The sequence below is a fragment of the Gordonia sp. SGD-V-85 genome (assembly GCF_001456905.1).
Lineage (GTDB): Bacteria > Actinomycetota > Actinomycetes > Mycobacteriales > Mycobacteriaceae > Gordonia > Gordonia hongkongensis.
The window spans coordinates 423,980-439,161 of record NZ_LNQO01000001.1 but is presented as its reverse complement, the minus strand read 5'-3'; the positions used below and the strand labels follow the sequence as shown (position 1 = coordinate 439,161).

Sequence of the window (15,182 nt, the reverse complement as noted above, 5' to 3'; positions counted from 1 at the left end):
CGTCCGAGACTTGCCCCGACCCTCACGGACCGCCGACGGCGGACGGATCGTCGGGTGCTCGGCAGCAGTACTCGAGCCACAGCGCGGCACCGACGAGGACCACCCCGCCGATCAGTCCGACGATCGCGCCTGGCCGGTCGTGGTCGGCAGCGGCCAGATCGTGTTGGCCGAGCAGGAAGGCCAGCAGACCCAGCCACACCCCGAAGGCGATCGCGCCGAGGATCGCAGAAGCCTTGGCCAGGGCCAGCACCCGCGCGGCCGTGAGTGGATGGAGCTGCCCCCGCGCGCGACCGACATCCCGCGAATCGACCCGGGAACGGACGACGAAGGCGATGACGATCTCGAGTGCGGCAAGCACATACAGCACCACACCGGCGAGCAACGGCAGCGGCGGGAAATCGGAGTAGTTGTACCGCACCAGGATCCACGCGACGATCGCCGTGACCGCCGCGATGACGGCGAGATCGCGGACCCGGGTGGGACCGAGACCGGTCTCCTCGTCGTCCTGATCCGGCCGGCGCGGATCCGGCGCGGTCACGACTCGACCCCGGTCAGGCGGCCGACCGGAAGCACCGCGTCCCGCTCTGCGTCGTCGAGCCCGGCCACGAGATCGGACACCGCGCGCGTACCGTCCGGGGTCCAGAGGATGGCATCGGGTTCGATCTCGAGCCACGGGACGAGGACGAAAGCCCGTTGCGCGGCACGGGGATGGGGCAGTGTCAGGTCCGGGTCCCCGGACACGACGACCTGGCCGGACTCGGACACGGTGACGACGTCGACGTCGAGAGTTCGCGGCCCCCAGCGGATCTCGCGCGTCCGTTCGGCGGCCCGCTCGAGTTCGAATCCGCGCTCGAGCCACCCGCGCGCATCATGCGGGCCGTCGACGACGAGCGTGATGTTGCGGAAGTCCTCCTGCTCGACCCCGCCCCACGGCGGCGTCGAATAGACCGCGGACACCGCGACCAGGTCGTCGGCGAAAGCCTCGACGACCGAACGCAGGTGCGCGGTCGGGTCACCGATGTTGGAACCGGCCGAGAGCACCGCGCGGCTCATCGCGTCCCCTTGCGGGAACGTCTGGTCACCACCGCGACGTCGTCGAAGGTCAGTGGGATCGGCGCCGACGGCTTGTGCACGGTCACCTCGCAGGCATCGATGCGCTCGTCGGTCATGATCGACTCCGCGACCTCGGCCCCCACCTTCTCGATGAGGTTGCGCGGTTCGCCCCCGACGATGCCGGCGACCTGCTGCGCGAGCGTGCCGTAGTCGACGGTGTCGGCGAGGTCGTCGGACTCGCCGGCGGCCCGTAGGTCCAGCCAGAGCACGACGTCGATGTAGAAGTCCTGGCCGTCGGCCCGTTCATGGTCGAACACACCGTGATTGCCGCGCACCTTGAGGCCGCGCAGTTCGATCCGGTCAGCCATTCGAGTCTCCTACCGAGGACGAGGTTCGGGAACCGCCGGTGCGCCAGGCCGCCGCGACCGCGACCGCGTCGCGACTGCTCGCGACGTCGTGGACGCGCACCCCCCACGCGCCCGCGGCGGCGGACAGCGCCGAGACCGACGCGGTGGCGACATCACGTCCGGCGGGCGGCCGATCCGCACCGTCGCGACGCAGCAGCGACCCGAGGAAGCGTTTGCGGGAGGCTCCGACCAGCACCGGGAAGCCGAGCCCGGTGATGGTGGGCAATGCGTTGAGCAGGGCCCAGTTGTGCTCGGCGGTCTTGGCGAAGCCCAGCCCCGGATCCAGGATGAGGCGGTCGGCGTCGACGCCGGCCGACACCGCCGCGTCGACCTGGGCCAGCAGTTCCCCACTCACCTCGGCGACCACGTCCCGGTACCCGTCGACGTCTCCACTGCGGTGCGTGAACCGCCGGTCCGTGCTGTCCCCGGCCGGGCGCCAGTGCATCAGGATCCACGGCAATCCCGCGTCCGCGACGACCCGCGCCATGTCGGCGTCGGCACGCCCGCCGGACACGTCATTGACGATCGCGGCGCCGGCCCGGATCGCGGCGGCCGCGACCGGGGCGCGCATCGTGTCGACCGACACGGTCACCCCGCGCGCGGCGAGTTCGCCGATCACCGGGACCACGCGCTCCGCCTCGAGACCGGGGTCGACCCGGACCGCGCCGGGCCGGGTCGATTCGCCACCCACGTCGATGAGGTCGGCACCCTGCTCGATGAGTTCGAGCCCATGCGCGATGGCCGCATCGGCGTCGAGGTAGCGACCGCCGTCGGAGAAGGAGTCGGCGGTGACGTTGAGGACGCCCATCACGAGAGTCCGGTGCACACCGCCGCCGGCGGGGACTGCGTGCGCCTGCGTCACCGGGTGATCAGGTCGAGGGCTTCGCCGCGGGACACCGCACTGGTCTTGAAGATGCCGCGCACCGCCGACGTGGTGGTCGTCGCGCCGGGTTTGCGGATACCGCGCATGGCCATGCACAGGTGCTCGGCCTCGATCACCACGATCACCCCGCGGGGCTCGAGTCTGCGCATCATCGCGTCGGCGATCTGGCTGGTGAGCCGCTCCTGGACCTGCGGACGCTTCGCGTACAGGTCGACCAGGCGCGCCAACTTGGACAGCCCGGTCACCCGGCCCGAGGTGCCGGGGATGTAGCCGACGTGGGCGACACCGTGGAACGACACCAGGTGATGCTCGCAGGTGGAGTACATCGGGATGTCCTTCACCAGCACCAGCTCGTCGTGGTCCTCGTCGAACGTCGTGGCGAGGACCTCATCGGGCTCGGTGTACAAGCCGGCGAACATCTCCCGGTAGGCGTTCGCCACCCGCGTGGGCGTCCGGATCAGACCTTCCCGATCCGGGTCCTCGCCGACGGCGAGCAGCAACTCGCGGACCGCAGCTTCGGCGCGTGCCTGGTCGAAGTCGGACCGGGGTCCCTCGAGTACGGCGTCCCGCCGCTCGCTGATACTCATCCGGCCACTTTACGAACTCGGACGCGAGTCGTCGTCACCGGCGCGATGACCCCAGCCGTTCGTGTCGCCGTTGCGACCCGACCGCGGGTCGGGCTCGGGTGGCCAACCGGGTGCGGACCAATCGCGCGGCGCGCCGTAATCCGGACGCGTGCCGCCCCCGTACGGCCCACCCGACCCGGGTGCCGCCGTCCGGCCGTTGCCCGGGTCCGGATACTGCGGGTTGGGGTAGTTCGGGTTCGGATACTGGGGGTTCGGATATTGGGGATTCGGATAGTGGGGGCCGGGATCGGCCGGCGGATATCCGTGGTCGGGGAACCGCGGTTCCGGATTGCCCTGCGTCGGGGGTGTCGGACCACCCGGCTCGGGATACATCGGCGGGTAGTTCGGCACTTGGCCGGGGACCTGCGGCCCACCGGGATAACCGGCACCCACCGGCTCGGGGATCTTGGCCTGCTCCGGCGGCGGCCACGGCTCACCGCGTTCGATCGCCAGCTCTCCCGGCGTCTTCACCGGCGGTTTGTCACTCGGAGTGCGTTCGCCGAAGTCGTTGAACGCGGTGATCCGCGGACGCTTGTCGACGTCGGCGAAGATCTTCTCGAGGTCCTTGCGGGTCAGCGTCTCCTTCTCGAGGAGCTGCGTCGCGAGCACGTCCAGGGTGTCCCGGTACTCGGTCAGGATGGCCCAAGCCTCGGTGTGCGCGGCCTCGATGAGCCGGCGCACCTCGTCGTCGATCTCGCTCGCGATTTCCGCGGAGTAGTCGGTGTGCGAGCCCATGGACCGGCCGAGGAACGGATCGCCCTGGTCCTGGCCGTAGCGCACTGCACCCAACTTCGAACTCATGCCGTACTCGGTGACCATCGCACGCGCGATCTTCGTCGCCTGGTCGATGTCCGACGACGCGCCGGTCGTCGGCTCGTGGAAGACCAGTTCCTCGGCGGCACGGCCGCCCATCGCCATCACCAGCCGCGCGATCATCTCCGAGCGGGTCATCAGGTCCTTGTCCTGCTCGGGGACGGCGAGCGCGTGGCCGCCGGTGCGCCCGCGCGCCAGGATCGTGACCTTGTAGATCGGGTCGAGATCGGGCATCGCCCAGGCAGCAAGAGTATGGCCGCCCTCGTGATAGGCGACGACCTTGCGCTCGTGTTCGCTGATGATCCGGGACTTGCGGCGCGGACCGCCGATGACCCGGTCGACCGCCTCTTCGAGGGCCTCGGCGGTGATCGTCTGCTTGTTCTCCCGTGCGGTGAGCAGCGCCGCCTCGTTGACGACGTTGGCCAGATCCGCTCCGGACATGCCGGGCGTGCGCTTGGCCAGACCGTCGAGATCGGCGTCGGAGTCGATCGGCTTGCCCTTGGCGTGGACCTTGAGGATGGCCCGGCGACCGGCCATGTCGGGGTTGCCGACCGGGATCTGCCGGTCGAATCGGCCGGGGCGCAGCAGAGCCGGGTCGAGGATGTCGGGGCGGTTGGTGGCCGCGATCAGGATGATGCCCGAGCGGTCGCCGAAACCGTCCATCTCGACGAGGAGCTGGTTGAGCGTCTGCTCACGCTCGTCGTGGCCACCGCCGAGACCCGCGCCGCGCTGCCGGCCGACGGCGTCGATCTCGTCGACGAAGATGATGCACGGACTGTTGTTCTTGGCCTGCTCGAACAGGTCACGCACGCGCGACGCGCCGACGCCGACGAACATCTCGACGAAGTCCGAACCGGAGATCGTGAAGAACGGGACGCCCGCCTCGCCGGCCACCGCGCGGGCCAGTAGCGTCTTGCCGGTTCCGGGAGGGCCGAAGAGCAGCACACCGCGCGGGATCTTGGCGCCCAGCGCCTGGTACCGCGTCGGGTTCTGTAGGAAGTCCTTGATCTCGTAGAGCTCTTCGACGGCCTCGTCGGCGCCCGCGACGTCGGCGAAGGTCGTCTTCGGCATGTCCTTGGTGAGCTGCTTGGCCTTCGACTTGCCGAAGCCCATCACGCCGCCGCGGCCACCGCCCTGCATACGGCTCATCACGAAAAAGAACAGACCGAACAGCAGGATCATCGGCAGCACGAAGATGAGGATCTGCCACAGGACGGACTGCTCGTTGACGTTGGTCGTGTACGGGGCGCCGGTGCCCTGGACGGCCTCGAAGACCTGGTCCCCCGCCTGCGCCGGGTACTTGGCGCTGATCTTGTCGGCGTCGGCGTCGTTGACCTTGATCGGGGTGTTCAGCTCGATGCGCAGCTGCTGCTCGCGGTCGTCGATGCTGATGAACTTGGTGTTCTTGTCGTTGAGTTGCTGCAGTGCGACAGAGGTGTCGACGCCGCGGTACTCCCGACCGGAGTCGCTCATCACGCTCCAGCCCCACAGGGCGAGCAGGATGAGCGCCAGGATGGCGAGGTTGCGGAAGACTGTCTTACGGTTCATGCCAGTTGGTGGGGGTCGTGCGGGCTCACGGGATCGAGTCCCGGTGCCGACGCCGTTCCCATGTCCTTCCCGTCGACGTACACATTGAGGCTACCGGTCAACGATCGCGCTGGTGAAACCGTTCCCTCGCAGGTCGGACACGCGGGCGCCGCGTCATGCGCCGGCGATGGATCAGTGCGTGTACACCGACGGCTTCAGTCGTCCGATGTAGGGAAGGTCGCGGTATCGCTCCGCGTAGTCGAGGCCGTATCCGACGACGAACTCGTTGGGGATGTCGAACCCGACGTCGGCGACCCGGATGGTGGAACGCACGGCGTCCGGCTTGCGCAACAGAGCGCACACCTCCAGGCTGCGTGGCGACCGTGTGGCGAGATTCTTCATGAGCCAGGACAGCGTCAGACCGGAGTCGATGATGTCCTCGACGATCAGGACGTCGCGTCCCTCGATGTCGCGGTCGAGGTCCTTGAGGATGCGGACCACACCCGAGGACGAGGTCGACGACCCGTAACTGGAGACCGCCATGAACTCCATCTGCGACGGGATCGGAAGCGACCGGGCGAAGTCGGTCATGAACATGATCGCGCCCTTGAGGACACCGATGAGAACCAGATCCTCTTCGATGTCGGCGTAGCGCGACGCCACGGACTGGGCGAGTTCGGCGGTGCGCTCCTTGATCTCGTCCTCGGTGATCAGGACAGCGTCGATGTCGGCGGCATACGGATCGGCAAACTGCACGGTCCCAGCTTCGCATGTTTCGGCCGCACCGCGATGAACGGGGGCCGCACCGGGGTCGTCGCCATAGGCCGAAGAAATGACCGACCGTCCACCTGGGGGTTTTCCGAGAAATTCCTGCTCAAATCATTGTCGCCCTTTCATATCGATATTTCGCCGAATTGCCGTGCAGATAACGGTCGCATAACAAGTCGCCACACCGGCACCAATCCGAGTGGTTGCGTTTCGGAGTGGATCAAGCGTCTGACATTCTCGAGAACAGAGATCTGAGTAACCAGGCCTCGAAATTCCCCTCCCTTCTCACGCCCTGTCCCCGTGTGGACAAGAAGGAGCGCTCGTGTCCCCCACTTCGCGTTCTCCCCTGCGCAGAAAACGTTTCAGCGCCATCCTGTGCCTGGTCACCGCGGTCGTCACCGTATTCGCCGCGACCGCCGAAGCCGCACCTCAGCGGGCCTCCGCCGCGACCTACGATGCGTCGTGGAATGCCTCGGCGCTCACTCTCACGGTGCACAACGCGTCGGTCAGCACGGCGAACGGAAATCTGACGATCCGGGACACCGCCGGCGCGGAACTCTTTCGCATGCCGCTCATGTATCGCAGCGAGTATCGGCAGTTCCCGATCGACACGCGGACCACGGGAAACAAGGTGACCCTCATTCCGTCCCGTGAGGTCGCACGTTCGACGACACTCAATCCGACCGCGGTCGATCAATTACGCGGGGCGGCCCGACACAATGTCGCGGCGCCGCAAACGCGCCAGGAGCGCGACGACCAGGCGCTCGAACGTTTCCGTTCGCAGCTCGCCGCGGGAACGTCGATCGGGACATTGGTCGGGACCATCGTCGGTGGAATCGTCGGCGGAATCATCGGGTGCGTCATCGGACTCGCCGCTGCGGTGGTGGGCTGCCTGGTGGGCGTCGCGCCGGCCGCTGCGATCGGCGGCATCGTCGGCCTCGCCCTCGGCGGCGGGGGCACCCTGATCGGGGCCGGGATCCACTACTTCCAGACGATCAACTCGCCGTTCGTTCCGCCGCGACGCTGATCGCGGAGTCTGTCCTCGACGGTCCGTCTCACCTCTCGGTGAGGCGGACCGTCAGTGTCTCGCCGCGGCGGACGACGACGCGGCGGACCGCGGGGTCGCCGCCGACGGCGACCTGGGTCCGGTCGCCCGCGGCGCCGGTCCGGTCCAGCAGAGCCGCCACCGCGGAGATGACCCGATGGGTCGGCTCGGTCGCACCGACGTCGAGCAGCCAGGCGCGCAGGGCACGGGTCCGGACCGCGGGCGGCGCGTCGCGCAGCGGGGCGATCTCCAGTACGTCACCGCGGCCGGCCTCGGCCAGGACCCGGGCCGCCCACTCGTCGAGCGCGTCGTTGTCTGCTCGCAAACCGTCGGCGGTGCGACCCAGCGCGTCGACGACACCCCCCTGGAGCACGTCGTCGAGCAGCGGTAGCACCTCGGCCCGCAGACGAACCCGGGTGAAACGCGGATCGCGGTTGTGCGGGTCGTGGTGGGGCTCGAGGCCCATCTCCGTACAGGCCGCCAGGGTCTGATGTCGCCGGACCCCGAGGAACGGTCTGCCCCAGGGTCGATTCCACGGGCGCATACCCGCGATCGACCGGGACCCGGATCCGCGTGCCAGTCCCAACAGCACGGTCTCTGCCTGGTCGTCCGCGGTGTGGCCGAGCAGGACCGGCCGGCCGTCGCGGGCCTGCTCGAGCGCCGCATATCGCGCGTCACGTGCGGCGGCCTCGAGACCGCCCCGCCACCCGACCCGCACCGGGAGAATTCGCACGCGGGCACCGAGGGACTCCGCCGTGCGCGCCGCCGCCGCGGCCACCTGCGTCGAACCCGGTTGGAGGCCGTGATCGACGATCAGCGCGGTGACGTCGAGTCCGGCACCGACCGCGCCGGCGGTCAGCGCGAGCGAGTCAGCTCCACCGGAGAGTCCCACGCAGACGTCCGGCCCGGCGAGATGAGCGGCCGCGAAGTCCGCGACCGCCCGCCTCACAACACCCGCTGAATCCATGCCTGCGGGTCGTCGATCTCGCTCGGCAGCGGCATCGTGTCCGGCGAGGTCCACACGACGTTGAACCGCTCCATCCCGACGGCCTCGACCACCGCGTCGACGAAGGCCTTGCCGCGGATGTACTGCGCGAGCTTGGCGTCCATCCCGATGAGCGCCCGGATGAGCCGCTGGACCGGGTTCTGGGGTGCGGTGCGTCGTTTGTCGAAGGCGGCTCGGATGCTCGCCACCGACGGCACATGCGCCGGTCCCACGGCGTCCATGACATGGTCGGCGTGACCCTCGAGCAGCGTGCCCAGGACCATCATGCGTTGGAAGGCGGCGTGCTGCTCCGGGCTCTGCAGCAGTTGCATCGCCCCGATCACACCCTTTTCGCGCGGACCGTCGGAGCCCTTGAGCGCCTTGGTCATCCGCGTGACGATCTCGGTGGTGGACTCGCCGGCGTCGGAGGTCAGCACGGCCACGTTGTCCTGCATGTAGTCGCGCAGCCACGGGTTGGCCGAGAACTGCACCCGGTGGGTGACCTCGTGTAGGCACACCCACAGGCGGAAGTCCGACGGGATCACCTTGAGCTGACGTTCGACGTTGATGATGTTCGGCGTCACCACCATCAGCACACCCGGTTCGCCGGTCTCCGGGTCGGGGGTGAACGGGTCGTACTGGCCGAGGATCGCGGTGGAGAGGAAGGCGAGCAACCCGCCGGCCTGGAGGCCGCCGAATCGGGCCCCGAGTCCGGGCGATCCCGCATCGATCGACTCGTCGGAGCCGAGCATCGAGCGCATCGACCGGGATGCGGCGTCGATCCACCCGGCCCGGTCGAGGACCCGGGTGGTCGGTACGCGAAGGCCGTCGGCGAGCCCGGTGACCTCACGGACCGGGGCTTCGGCCCGGGTCGCGGCGTCGGCCAGTTCCGTACGGGCCGCCTCGTAGGTGTAGGCCGTGGTCTTGGGACCGGGACGGGTGAGACGTTTCGCGGTCGACGCCGCGAGCGACCAGTCGATCTGCGACCCGATGCCCGGTTGACGGTCGGCGGTCTCGGCGACCTCGGTGGTCCCGGTTCCGGTGATCCCGGCGTCGGTGACGTCCGATCCGGCGATTCCTGAAGTGGTCATCGGCACCCGCACTCTCTCAGTTGACCCACCACGGCGTCGAGGGCGGGTCGCGCGTCCGCCGGCGAGGTGCCGCCGGACATCAGGGCGAACGACAGCACGCGGCCGTCGACTGTCTGCACTATGCCGGTCAACGAACTGACCCCGGTGAGTGTTCCGGTCTTGGCGCGTGCCCAGCCCGCGCCCGGGTTGCCCGGGGCGTCGAACCGGTCCGCGAGCGTACCGGTGCCACCGGCGATCGGCAGCCCGTCGAGCATCGGGCGCAGCGCCGGCCGGCTGGGCCCGCTGGCGGCCGTCATCACGGCGTCGAGCAGTTCCGGCGTGGTGCGGTTGGCGTAGGAGATCCCCGACGCATCGTGCAGGGTGGTGCCCGCCCACTGGTCCGGGAACATCGACGACAGGACTTGTTCGATCGCCTCCACGCCGCCGGCGTGCGTGGGCGGCCCGCCCCGGTGCACCGACAGTTCGATGGCCAGGGTCTCGGCGAGCACGTTGTCGCTGTAGCGCAGCATGTCGTTGACCCGGGTGACCAGCGGCGCCGACTGGACCTTCGCGATGACGCGGTCGTTCCCCGATGCGGCTGCGCCGGAACCGGTCACCTCCGTGACGGGACCCTCCACGCCGAGAGCCGCGGCCAGCGCCTCGCCGGCCATGATGCCCGGTTCCGCGGTGCGCGGCGAGTACTCGTCGAGCGGTTCGAGCCGGGCGCCGTCGACCATCAGCGATTCGATCGGCGCGATGTCGCCACCCTGGATGTCCCGGCGGTCCCAGGTGGTGTCCATCGTCGGACCCGAGAACGCGCTCAGGTCGACTGCCACCGACGTCACCGGGATCTCGGTGTCCTCGATCTGCCGCGCGAGGTCGGCGATGCGACCGGGGTCGGTGTAGAAGGTGTCGGTGCCGGCGGGCTGTGCGGACAGGGTCGGGTCACCCGCACCTCGGAGGATGATCTGCCCGTTGCTGCCGGCCACCACCGTCGTGGTCAGTCGCTGATCGTGCGGCACGGCTTCGAGGACGGCCGCGGCCGAGAGGACCTTGGCGTTCGACGCGGGGATCCGCGGACGCTCGGGGTTGCTGGTCCACAGGACGGTGCCGGTCAGCGAGTCGCTGATCATGCCGGTGAGTTCGCCGAGCGCCGGATCCCGCAGTGCCGGCGCGATGGCCCGCGACACACCGCTCGGCGTGGGCTCCGGCGCGGAGGCGACCACCGGGTCGATCCGGGGGTCGACGGCGATCGCGGCGGGCTGCGGGGGAACCCCCGGCGGCAGTTCGGGTTCCCGGTCGAGCCGGAGCGCGATGACCACCGAGGCCGTCGCGACGAGGGCCAGGATCACCACCGCGGTGATCGTCCACCACAGAAGTCTCCGACCGGAACGACCGCCGTTTCGGGTGGATGCGCCCACAAAGCCTCCGGGTCTCTCGCGGTTGACGGTCGATGGAACGGCCCGGACATACGCACAACGAGGGGTACGAACATCGAGGTCGCCGGACCAACAGTATCGTTGGGGCAGCGTGCGGGCGTTTCGGCCCGACGCGGCATCCCCGATCAAGACTGCCAGGAGGAACTGTGGAATTCGATGTGACCATCGAGATCCCCAAAGGTGGCCGCAACAAGTACGAGGTCGACCACGAGACGGGCAAGGTCTACCTCGACCGCTACCTGTACACCTCGATGGGCTACCCGGCCGACTACGGCTACATCGACGGCACCCTCGGTGAGGACGGCGACCCGCTCGACGCGATGGTCCTGCTCCCCGAGTCGGTGTTCCCCGGCATCATCGTGCGCGCACGGGTCGTCGGCATGTACACCATGACCGACGAGGCCGGTGGCGACGACAAGCTGCTCTGCGTCCCCGCCAAGGACGTGCGCTGGGACCACATCAAGGACATCTCCGACGTGTCCGAATACGAGCTGGGACCCATCGCCCACTTCTTCGAGCACTACAAGGACCTCGAGCCGGGCAAGGAGGTCGACCCGGGCGGATGGGTCGGCCGCGACCAGGCCGAGAAGATCGCACAGGAGGCCATCGATCGCCTCGCTGCGCACCCCGACGCGGCCAACGAGCCCTCGCGCGGCTGATCTCTCCCACACACGAGACCGCCGGCACCATCATCCGAGATGGTGTCGGCGGTCTTGTCTGGTCACCAGGTGGCTTCGACTCGGCGCCTCGACCTCCACGCGCTCCTTCGTCGCTTGCTCGGCCCGGCGGCTACGCTCGGTGCCGGCTCAACCAGCAGTGGGTCAGGCCACGCGGTACCGCTGCTCGGCGAGCACCGGCAGGATCTGTTCGCGGATGCGGCGTTCGGTGGCCGCGCCGTCGATCGGGATGAGGATCACGGCGTCGGCGACCTCGGCTGCGTAGATGTCGCGGACCAGCGTGATCAGTCCGTGTGTCGTCCCGATGTAGCGGATGGTCCCCGAGCCCGTCTCCGACGACGCGTTCACCGCCGCAGCAGCGGCCGTGCGCGCCGACGCGGCGTCCGGCGCGACGGCCACCTCCACCTCGAGTGCGACCACGAAATTGGCCTGATCGTGGCTGCCGGCCCGGAGCAGGGAGCGGGCGCGCTGCGCCTCGCGGAGGGTCTCCCGCCGCACGACGATCGGAAACGTCTGTGCGAGATCGTCTCCCGCGAGCGCGATCTGGAATCCCGGACGTCCGATGCTGATCGGGGCCGTCGGGGTGGCAGTCTGTGCGGCGATCACGGTGCCGCGGTCAGCACGTGCGTCGAGTTCGATGGTCATCTATTCACCCCTGGTCGAGTTCGGTCGGTCTGTTCGGTTCGCGCCCGGAATGCATCGAGAATCCGGTCGATGTCGTCGACGGTGGTGCCCGCTCCGAAACTCGCGCGCACCGTGTCGGCCGGCGGTGCGAGGCCGTCGACGGTGTAGCCCGCGACTCCCGCGCGGTCGGTGGAATCGGTGAAGATCCGCAGCGGCGTGAAGCTGCCGATCGCGGCCAGGCCGGCGTCGAGACGTTCGGCGAGGCGGCGTTCATGCAGGCCGATCGTCTCGGGTCCGAGATCGGCGAGCACCCGACACGCCTCGGCGACCGCGATCGCCCCGGGAACGCCGTCGGCGTCCGGCGAGGCATCGACATCGGCGGCGTCGAACCAGTCACGACGACCGATGAGAACGCCGGCGCCATCCGTCCTACGACCTGGTTCACCGAACGCCAGGTAGTCGATGCCGTGGCTGACGACGGAGACGGGCCGGTGCCCGACGAGTTGCGCGGCGTCGACCAGGATGCGGGCCCCGGACCGGTGCGCGAGCGAGGCGAGCCGGCCGATCGGCAGCACCTCGCCGGTGATGTCCGATACCGCGGTCACGACCAGGAACGATGCCGGCGCCGAGGCGAGCTCGGTCTCCAGCGCGACCAAGGTGTCCTCGATGGTCTCGCAGGCCGGGACGAACCGCGCCCGGTCGCGCCCCTGCCGTGGTGCGCACCACCGCAGCAGGTCGGCGCCCTGCCCGATGTCGAGGACGACGACGTCGCCAGGAGTGATGCGCGCCGCGAGGTCGAGGGCAACGGCGGCATCGCGGGTGAAGACGACGGTGTCGTCGACCCGCGCACGGACGAACTGCCGCACCGATTCCCGGGCGGCGTCGAAGCGGACGTCGACTGCGGGCGACAGGCGACCGGCGGGTGCGGACAGGACAGCGGTCACGGCAGGAAACTCCTCAGACAATTCGCGCTTGCCGCGTCCGGTCGGTACGCGGCCGGGTCGTCACCCGGAGCACCCCACCGCGAAGGAGGGTTGCCGACCAGCGAGCCGGGGCTTGTCACTGGCACTCATGACCTACGACCAAGGGTCGTCGATCTCGCGCGGACGTGTCAATTTTCACTCAACGTGATCGGAAGTTAGGGCACACTTACCTGTAGCGTGTCAGGGGTGTCAGCGACTGATGTGTTCGTGTTGTCCCGCCCGCACGGCACCGTGCGGGGCATGGGCGCGGTCCGTGCGTTCACCGACGTCGACGCCGCCTCGGCCGCCCTGCGCGCCGGGACCGTCGACGGTCTGACCGGCGCGATCCCCTTCGACCTCGCCGAGCCCGCCGCGCTGGTGGTGCCCGAAGTCCTGCACGTCGACGCGGCGCCGCTGGCAGGCACACCACCGCTGACGCGCACCCCGGTGTCGACGACCCTGCACCCCACGGCCGACGAGCACCGCGAACGTGTCGCACACGCGGTGAAGCGGATCGTCGCCGGCGACGTCGGCAAGGTCGTACTCGCCCGCAGCGTCGACATCGTGCTCGACGCCGAGGTCGAGCCTCTGCAACTCCTCGACGCACTGGCGGGCGGCAATGCCGGACACAACGCATTCGGTGTCGATCTCGGCGCGGCCACCGGCTCGGGTTCGTGGCTGTTGGGCGCGAGTCCCGAAGTGCTGCTGCGCAAGTCGGGTTCCGTCGTCACCTGCCACCCGTACGCGGGATCGGCGCCGCGGTCACCCGACCCGGTCGTCGACCGCGCCGCTGCCGACGGATTGTTCTCCTCGGCGAAGGATCTCGCCGAGCACGCCTTCGTCGTCGACCACCTGCGAGACCGGCTGGGACACCTCTGCGACGACGTCGACGCGCCGTCGACCCCGCAATTGCAGTCGACCGGGGAGGTCTGGCATCTGGCCACCCCGATCCGCGCGCGGCTTCGGGACCCGGCGACCACTGCGCTCGATCTCGCACTCCTGCTCGGCCCCACCCCGGCGGTCTGCGGCACGCCGAGTGATGTTGCTGCGCAGATCATCCGCGAGGTCGAGGGTGAGCGCGGCTTCTATGCGGGGGCGGTCGGCTGGTGCGACGCCGCCGGCGACGGGGAGTGGATGGTCACCATCCGGTGCCTCGAACTCGAGGCCGATCGTCGCAGCCTCCGGACGTGGGCCGGCGGCGGTATCGTCGAACACTCCGACCCGCAGGGCGAACTCGAGGAGACGGCGTTCAAGCTGCGGACGGTCCTGAACGCGTTGGGCATCGCCGCACTCGACTGAGCGGATCAATTGCGGACGCGCGCGATCTTCGCCCGTTACGCTCGTCGATGATGCCCGACGACCTGATCATCGCCCGAAATCCGGAACAGGGCTCCTCACTGCCCTTTCTGGTCCGGATTCCGCTCGGCAGTGACGGGATCGTCTTGAAGGTGAGGGAGACCTGGCCGCGAACCAGCAAGGTCTATTGTCATCGCGCCGACGAATGGCCGACCACACCGCAGATCGTCGAACGTCTTCCGGTTCGGTCGGTGACGCGGCGCGGGGCGGCGATCGATCTGGTGCTCGACCGCGCTCGCGAGAATCGGTCACAGTTCGTCGTCACGCGGGCTCGCGGACGCGAGATGATCTTCTGGCAGACGCGCAAAACCACCAAGCAGGCGCGTCCAAACGTCACGCTTCCCAAGGCTCGGGCACACGGCCAGGCGCTCGAGATCGTCGTCGACACAGGCGAGAAGTACGCCTACTCCTTCGGTCATCAACAGGCGACCACCACTCGACACCGCCTCGATGCCGGCGATTACGCGATCGTCGAGGACGACCAGGTGGTCGCCGCCGTCGAACGCAAGTCGATCGACGACCTCGGCAACGGTCTCATGAAGGGAACTCTCACCTACCAGTTGGCAGGTCTCGCGGGACTCCGACGCGCCGCGGTGGTCGTCGAAGCCTCATACAGCAAGGTGTTCACGCGCGAATACGTCAGCGGCGCCGCGCTGGCCGAGGCAGTCGCCGAGGCGCAGGTCCGGTTTCCGACCGTGCCGATCGTCTTTTGCGACAACCGCAAACTCGCCGAGGAATGGACCTACCGCTGGCTCGGTGCCGCGCTACACGAATGGCGGCTCACCGTCGGCAGCGAGCCCATCGTGCAGGGCCTGCACGGTCCACCGGCGACACCGTCGGAGATCAGGGCGTGGGCTCGCGCCCAAGGGATCGAGGTGCCCTCCAAGGGACGGATCCCGAGTACGGTGCGAGCGGCCTGGGATCGCCGGAACGACTGAATGGCACCA

Annotated in this window: 16 protein-coding genes and 1 riboswitch; of the genes, 4 read left to right on the top strand and 12 right to left on the bottom strand. The window is 69.1% G+C overall.

All coding sequences use genetic code 11. The annotated features are described in order from the left end of the window. Window positions 1-22: 22 nt before the first annotated feature. From AS181_RS01940 to hpt, 7 genes are all read right to left on the bottom strand, one after another. Window positions 23-538, bottom strand: a complete 516-nt coding sequence (locus AS181_RS01940) for a DUF3180 domain-containing protein (protein WP_058249894.1) — start codon at window positions 536-538, stop codon at window positions 23-25. Further along, entirely contained in the window at window positions 535-1,053 is a 519-nt protein-coding gene (folK, locus tag AS181_RS01935) for a 2-amino-4-hydroxy-6-hydroxymethyldihydropteridine diphosphokinase (RefSeq protein ID WP_058249893.1), read from the bottom strand. The genes AS181_RS01940 and folK overlap by 4 nt, the downstream gene beginning before the upstream one ends. Beyond that, window positions 1,050-1,421, bottom strand: a complete 372-nt coding sequence (folB, locus tag AS181_RS01930; protein WP_058249892.1) for a dihydroneopterin aldolase — start codon at window positions 1,419-1,421, stop codon at window positions 1,050-1,052. The genes folK and folB overlap by 4 nt, the downstream gene beginning before the upstream one ends. Beyond that, complete coding sequence (gene folP, locus AS181_RS01925; RefSeq protein ID WP_058249969.1) at window positions 1,414-2,268, bottom strand: dihydropteroate synthase; 855 nt, start codon at window positions 2,266-2,268, stop codon at window positions 1,414-1,416. The genes folB and folP overlap by 8 nt, the downstream gene beginning before the upstream one ends. A gap of 50 nt (window positions 2,269-2,318) precedes the next feature. Next, window positions 2,319-2,930, bottom strand: coding sequence for a GTP cyclohydrolase I FolE (folE, locus tag AS181_RS01920; protein ID WP_058249891.1), 612 nt, complete (start codon window positions 2,928-2,930; stop codon window positions 2,319-2,321). 9 nt (window positions 2,931-2,939) lie between these two features. Then, complete coding sequence (ftsH, locus tag AS181_RS01915) at window positions 2,940-5,330, bottom strand: ATP-dependent zinc metalloprotease FtsH (protein WP_058249890.1); 2,391 nt, start codon at window positions 5,328-5,330, stop codon at window positions 2,940-2,942. A 171-nt stretch (window positions 5,331-5,501) separates the two neighbouring features. Continuing rightward, window positions 5,502-6,065 carry a hypoxanthine phosphoribosyltransferase gene (gene hpt, locus AS181_RS01910; RefSeq protein WP_058249889.1) on the bottom strand — a complete coding sequence of 188 codons (564 nt, stop codon included), beginning with the start codon at window positions 6,063-6,065 and terminating at the stop codon, window positions 5,502-5,504. A gap of 334 nt (window positions 6,066-6,399) precedes the next feature. Between hpt and AS181_RS01905 the strand changes: the two genes are divergently transcribed. Beyond that, a complete protein-coding gene (locus tag AS181_RS01905; protein ID WP_058249888.1) occupies window positions 6,400-7,104 on the top strand; it encodes a hypothetical protein in 705 nt (234 codons plus the stop codon). A gap of 28 nt (window positions 7,105-7,132) precedes the next feature. Here AS181_RS01905 and tilS read toward each other — a convergent pair whose 3' ends face one another. The 3 genes from tilS to dacB are packed head-to-tail and all read right to left on the bottom strand — an operon-like array spanning window position 7,133 to window position 10,598. Further along, on the bottom strand, window positions 7,133-8,071 hold the full coding sequence (gene tilS, locus AS181_RS01900) for a tRNA lysidine(34) synthetase TilS (RefSeq protein WP_078112647.1): 939 nt from the start codon (window positions 8,069-8,071) through the stop codon (window positions 7,133-7,135). After that, on the bottom strand, window positions 8,068-9,198 hold the full coding sequence (locus tag AS181_RS01895; RefSeq protein ID WP_058249968.1) for a zinc-dependent metalloprotease: 1,131 nt from the start codon (window positions 9,196-9,198) through the stop codon (window positions 8,068-8,070). The genes tilS and AS181_RS01895 overlap by 4 nt, the downstream gene beginning before the upstream one ends. Further along, window positions 9,195-10,598, bottom strand: coding sequence for a D-alanyl-D-alanine carboxypeptidase/D-alanyl-D-alanine endopeptidase (gene dacB / locus AS181_RS01890; RefSeq protein WP_078112648.1), 1,404 nt, complete (start codon window positions 10,596-10,598; stop codon window positions 9,195-9,197). The genes AS181_RS01895 and dacB overlap by 4 nt, the downstream gene beginning before the upstream one ends. Window positions 10,599-10,762: 164 nt before the next feature. On the opposite strand from dacB, the gene AS181_RS01885 reads away from it, so the two are divergent. After that, a complete protein-coding gene (locus tag AS181_RS01885) occupies window positions 10,763-11,275 on the top strand; it encodes an inorganic diphosphatase (protein ID WP_058249886.1) in 513 nt (170 codons plus the stop codon). Between the two features lie 162 nt (window positions 11,276-11,437). On the opposite strand, the gene AS181_RS01880 is transcribed toward AS181_RS01885, so the two are convergent. Then, window positions 11,438-11,938, bottom strand: coding sequence for a hypothetical protein (locus tag AS181_RS01880; RefSeq protein WP_058249885.1), 501 nt, complete (start codon window positions 11,936-11,938; stop codon window positions 11,438-11,440). Further along, the gene (locus tag AS181_RS01875; RefSeq protein ID WP_058249884.1) at window positions 11,935-12,861 is read right to left on the bottom strand and encodes an aminotransferase class V-fold PLP-dependent enzyme; all 927 of its coding nucleotides are present in this window, start codon (window positions 12,859-12,861) and stop codon (window positions 11,935-11,937) included. The genes AS181_RS01880 and AS181_RS01875 overlap by 4 nt, the downstream gene beginning before the upstream one ends. Before the next feature lie 19 nt (window positions 12,862-12,880). Next, a riboswitch (SAM riboswitch) is annotated at window positions 12,881-12,994 on the bottom strand. Window positions 12,995-13,101: 107 nt separating this feature from the next. On the opposite strand from AS181_RS01875, the gene AS181_RS01870 reads away from it, so the two are divergent. Together AS181_RS01870 and AS181_RS01865 are read left to right on the top strand one after the other, a co-directional pair. Further along, a complete protein-coding gene (locus tag AS181_RS01870) occupies window positions 13,102-14,178 on the top strand; it encodes an isochorismate synthase (protein WP_058249883.1) in 1,077 nt (358 codons plus the stop codon). Between the two features lie 50 nt (window positions 14,179-14,228). Beyond that, window positions 14,229-15,173 (top strand): ERCC4 domain-containing protein, encoded by a 945-nt coding sequence (locus tag AS181_RS01865; RefSeq protein ID WP_058249882.1) that lies wholly within the window; start codon window positions 14,229-14,231, stop codon window positions 15,171-15,173. Window positions 15,174-15,182: the final 9 nt, after the last annotated feature.